The 3,712-nt window shown below is 43.5% G+C and carries 3 protein-coding genes; 2 read left to right on the top strand and 1 reads right to left on the bottom strand.

From position 1 onward, the window contains the following. Positions 1–305: 305 nt before the first annotated feature. Entirely contained in the window at positions 306–1,013 is a 708-nt protein-coding gene (locus tag IM477_RS12370) for a DUF8619 family protein (RefSeq protein WP_024970548.1), read from the bottom strand. A 371-nt stretch (positions 1,014–1,384) separates the two neighbouring features. On the opposite strand from IM477_RS12370, the gene IM477_RS12365 reads away from it, so the two are divergent. Both IM477_RS12365 and cobJ read left to right on the top strand, forming a co-directional pair. After that, on the top strand, positions 1,385–2,113 hold the full coding sequence (locus IM477_RS12365) for a Uma2 family endonuclease (protein WP_287731966.1): 729 nt from the start codon (positions 1,385–1,387) through the stop codon (positions 2,111–2,113). Next, on the top strand, positions 2,110–3,555 hold the full coding sequence (gene cobJ, locus IM477_RS12360) for a precorrin-3B C(17)-methyltransferase (protein WP_287731965.1): 1,446 nt from the start codon (positions 2,110–2,112) through the stop codon (positions 3,553–3,555). Before IM477_RS12365 ends, cobJ begins: the two co-directional genes overlap by 4 nt. Positions 3,556–3,712: the final 157 nt, after the last annotated feature.

Genomic DNA, 3,712 nt, shown 5'->3' with positions numbered 1-3,712 from the left:
TTGACCCTTTTCCCTGTTTGGCTTCTCGCAAAGCTCGTCAGGATTATTATGGCAAAATTACCTTTTCTTTTATTCAGGAGTTTGAGGCTTTCACATAACAGTACTTGTCTTTGTATTGAAAAATGTGTCCGTCAGTCAGCGATTTATCTCCTTCTAAGCTTAATTAACATTATATTGAACCCCTTGCATAATTAATTTTTGATGGTTCAAAAACAGCAAAAACAAGGATTAAATTAGCCAAAATCTGTAAATTATTATTCATTGATGACCAGGAAACCAGCATCGTTTCAAAGCTCGCCGACCAATTAACGGGTTTTGCGTCTTCGGATGACATTATTAGAATAACGAGAAGGTTTTGGCCGGGGTTCTTTTCCCCCTCCCAATTCGCGACTAACTTGCTGGAAAATATCCCGTCGCAGCACAGGATATTCCCCTATCCACTGGTCGAGTTGGGGAAGATGGACATCAGAAAGCTGATTGATATCCCCTAAATCGGGTTCTCGAGACATTAACAAAGCTTCGGCCACCATCCCGGGACGGATCGATTTATGAATGCGTTTGAGGGGAGCGCGAACGATCGCCGAAAAGCCAGTTTGATCACCGATTTCTAGATTAATACAGCGTTGGCGATTTTCGATAATCTCTAATTCCCCGCGTTTATTGACCCTTTCTTCTTCCCCGATTAATTCCTCGGTGACAAAAGCATCGAAAACGCGACCGCGCCAAAACCCCCCGTAGGGAAGACGACGATAGGTATTATTGCGAACACTGGCCCAATAAACCGGACCCCAGAGCCAATATAAACCGGCGATAATGTCGAAAATCAGTTTAATTGTTAAACCACCGGGGCCGAATAAATTACCGATTAACCAAGCTGCGGTGAGAGCGATGATAGAAATGAATAAACGGCGCAGAAAATCAGACCATTTACCCCAATAGTGAGCGTACTGGGGACCTGTGGCGATAATCGGGACAATTTGCTCGATCGATTGACGGGTAAGGGGAACCAACATTATCAGTTATCGATTATCAGTTATTAGTTATAGTGTGCCTAATTGACTCGTGAATGGGTAGGCTCTAGAAGAGGACGTTTACCTTTCCTTTAGGCTCGCTGTATCAGTTATGACAGCATTTCTCATAACTAGATGAAGTGTAACCTAATTTGGTATCGACTACCGACTTCCCAAAAGGAAAACTTTGTACCTCATCACTAAGATAAATGCTATAGTTTTGGGTAATTGTCTATCTGTTGGTCGCCATTCATCCCATCGCTAAAAGCTCAGGACTTCCGGGAAAATTTCAGTTAAAAATTAAATCCCTCAAGAAGTCCAATGAAACAATCTATAATAAAATCAATGCTGTTTTGTTCCCAAAGACTGCCACCATGACTTCTTCTCCGGTTAAATCCTTAACTTCTCAGATTGTAACCACTCAACATTTACCCCCTTTAGAAAATGGGGATCGCTTAATTAGTCCCGAATTCGAGCGCCGTTATCAAGCTATGCCAGGATTAAAAAAAGCCGAACTGATCGAAGGAGTTGTATATATGGCATCCCCATTAAGGTTTAAATTTCATGCTGAACCCCATGGCAATCTTGTGGGTTGGCTATGGACATACAAAGTTGCTACCCCCCAAGTACAAATGGGTATTGAGCCAACAGTCCGCTTGGATATCGACAACGAACTACAGCCGGATGGGGTGTTATTAATTAGTCAAGAAAGCGGGGGAAAATCAACCCTAACTGTAGAGGGATACCTAGAAGGAGCGCCGGAATTAGTGGTAGAAATTGCCGCTAGTAGTGCCGCCATAGATTTAGGGGATAAAAAACGTGCTTATCGTCGCAGTGGCATTCAAGAATACCTTATTTGGCAGGTATTTGATCAAAAGATTGATTGGTTTAGTTTAGAAAATGGCGATTATATTTCTTTGTTACCCAACCAAGAAGGGGTGATTTGCTCTCTAGTATTTCCGGGTTTGTGGTTAGATATTTCAGCCATGCTCAACGGCAATATGTCACGGGTGTTGGACATCTTAAAGGCTGGAATTAACTCGGTAGAACATCAAGAATTTATCCAAAAGTTAACTGCAGCGCAGTCAGGGGAAGCCAAATGAAACCTCCAGCTATTCTCATTTTAGGAGAAACCAGCCTCCCCGCGGCTCGTCAAGTGCAAATGGCCCTACCGGAAGCAGTGGTTTATGGGTTAATAGATCGTACCCATTCGGCTGATTTTACCTATACTAATTTTGGCGAAACGGTGCGAGAATTTTTCCAGACAGGAACGCCAATTATTGGCATTTGTGCGGCGGGTATTTTGATTCGCACTTTAGCACCTTTATTAACTAATAAATGGCAAGAACCGCCTGTATTAGCAATCGCAGAAGATGGCAGCGCCGTAGTGCCTTTGTTGGGGGGTTTACAAGGGGTTAACGATCTCGCTCGTCAAATTGCCTCGGTTTGGCAAATTTCCCCCGCCATTACCACCACTGGTGATATTAGATTTAAAACGACTTTATTATCGCCACCACTGGGTTATCAGTTAGTTAATCCCGATGATGCTAAGAAGTTTCTTGCCGATTTATTGGCGGGTGAAAAAGTAAAATTAATTGGTGAAGCGGACTGGTTAAAAAATAGTAATTTACCGATTTCATCAGCAGCAAAACTGAGCATTGAGATTATCGATAAAAATAACTTAAACTTAGCAAAACCTAGCACTGCCTGTTTAGTTTATCTGTATGAGGAAAGCCAGCAAATTAAGGAAAAATCCAGTTTGTCCCCAGGGGATTTTGCCCAGGAAAGTCAAGGTAAATTAGCCATAGTCGGAACCGGCCCTGGTGCGCTAAATTGGATGTCGCCGGAAGTTCGAGAAGTATTGGAAAAAGCCACGGATTGGGTGGGTTATAAAACCTATTTGGATTTGGTAGAATCCCTGCGAAAACCAGAAATTGTCCGCCATGAATCGGATAATCGGGTGGAACTCGATCGCGCAGAAATGGCCTTAGATTTAGCGGCTAAGGGGCGATCGGTTGTCTTAGTTTCTTCCGGAGATCCCGGAATTTATGCCATGGCCGCGGCCGTGTTTGAGGTATTAGAAAAAAAAGCAAAACCAGCATGGGATGCGATCGCAATTCAGGTCTGTCCGGGGATTTCGGCGATGCAAGCGGCGGCTGCGAGGGTTGGCGCACTTTTAGGACATGATTTTTGTGCGATTTCCCTATCGGATATTCTCAAATCTTGGCAGGTGATTTCTCAGCGCATTGAGTTAGCGGCCCGAGCAGATTTAGCGATCGCATTTTATAATCCTGTGTCTCAAGAGCGCACTTGGCAATTGGAGAAGGCAAAAGAGATTTTATTACAATGGCGCTCGCCGCAAACTCCTGTGGTACTAGCGCGTAATTTAGGGCGAAAAGGGGAAACAGTGACGGTGAAATTCCTAGAGGATATGACTATTAAAGATGCGGATATGCGAACCATAATTTTGATTGGATCGAGTAAAACTCGCCTTATTGAGCAGGGTAAAAGCAAGCAATGGGTTTATACTCCACGTCACTATTAAGTAGTCGTGTAAAATTAACTTCTTGGTTAGTGGGACTTAAACGCTCAACAAGAGTATAATAGAGTATAATCGTTATAGAATAAGCACTTTACGTTGAAAAATCGGCGATGAAAGAGACAACCCCAGCCGCGATGCCCCCGTGCTTTGACCGATGGTG

This window comes from Microcystis sp. M090S1 (genome assembly GCF_020246295.1).
Classification (GTDB): Bacteria; Cyanobacteriota; Cyanobacteriia; order Cyanobacteriales; family Microcystaceae; genus Microcystis; species Microcystis aeruginosa.
The sequence above is the reverse complement of the archived record's forward strand: the minus strand, read 5'-3'. Positions and strand labels throughout refer to the sequence as shown.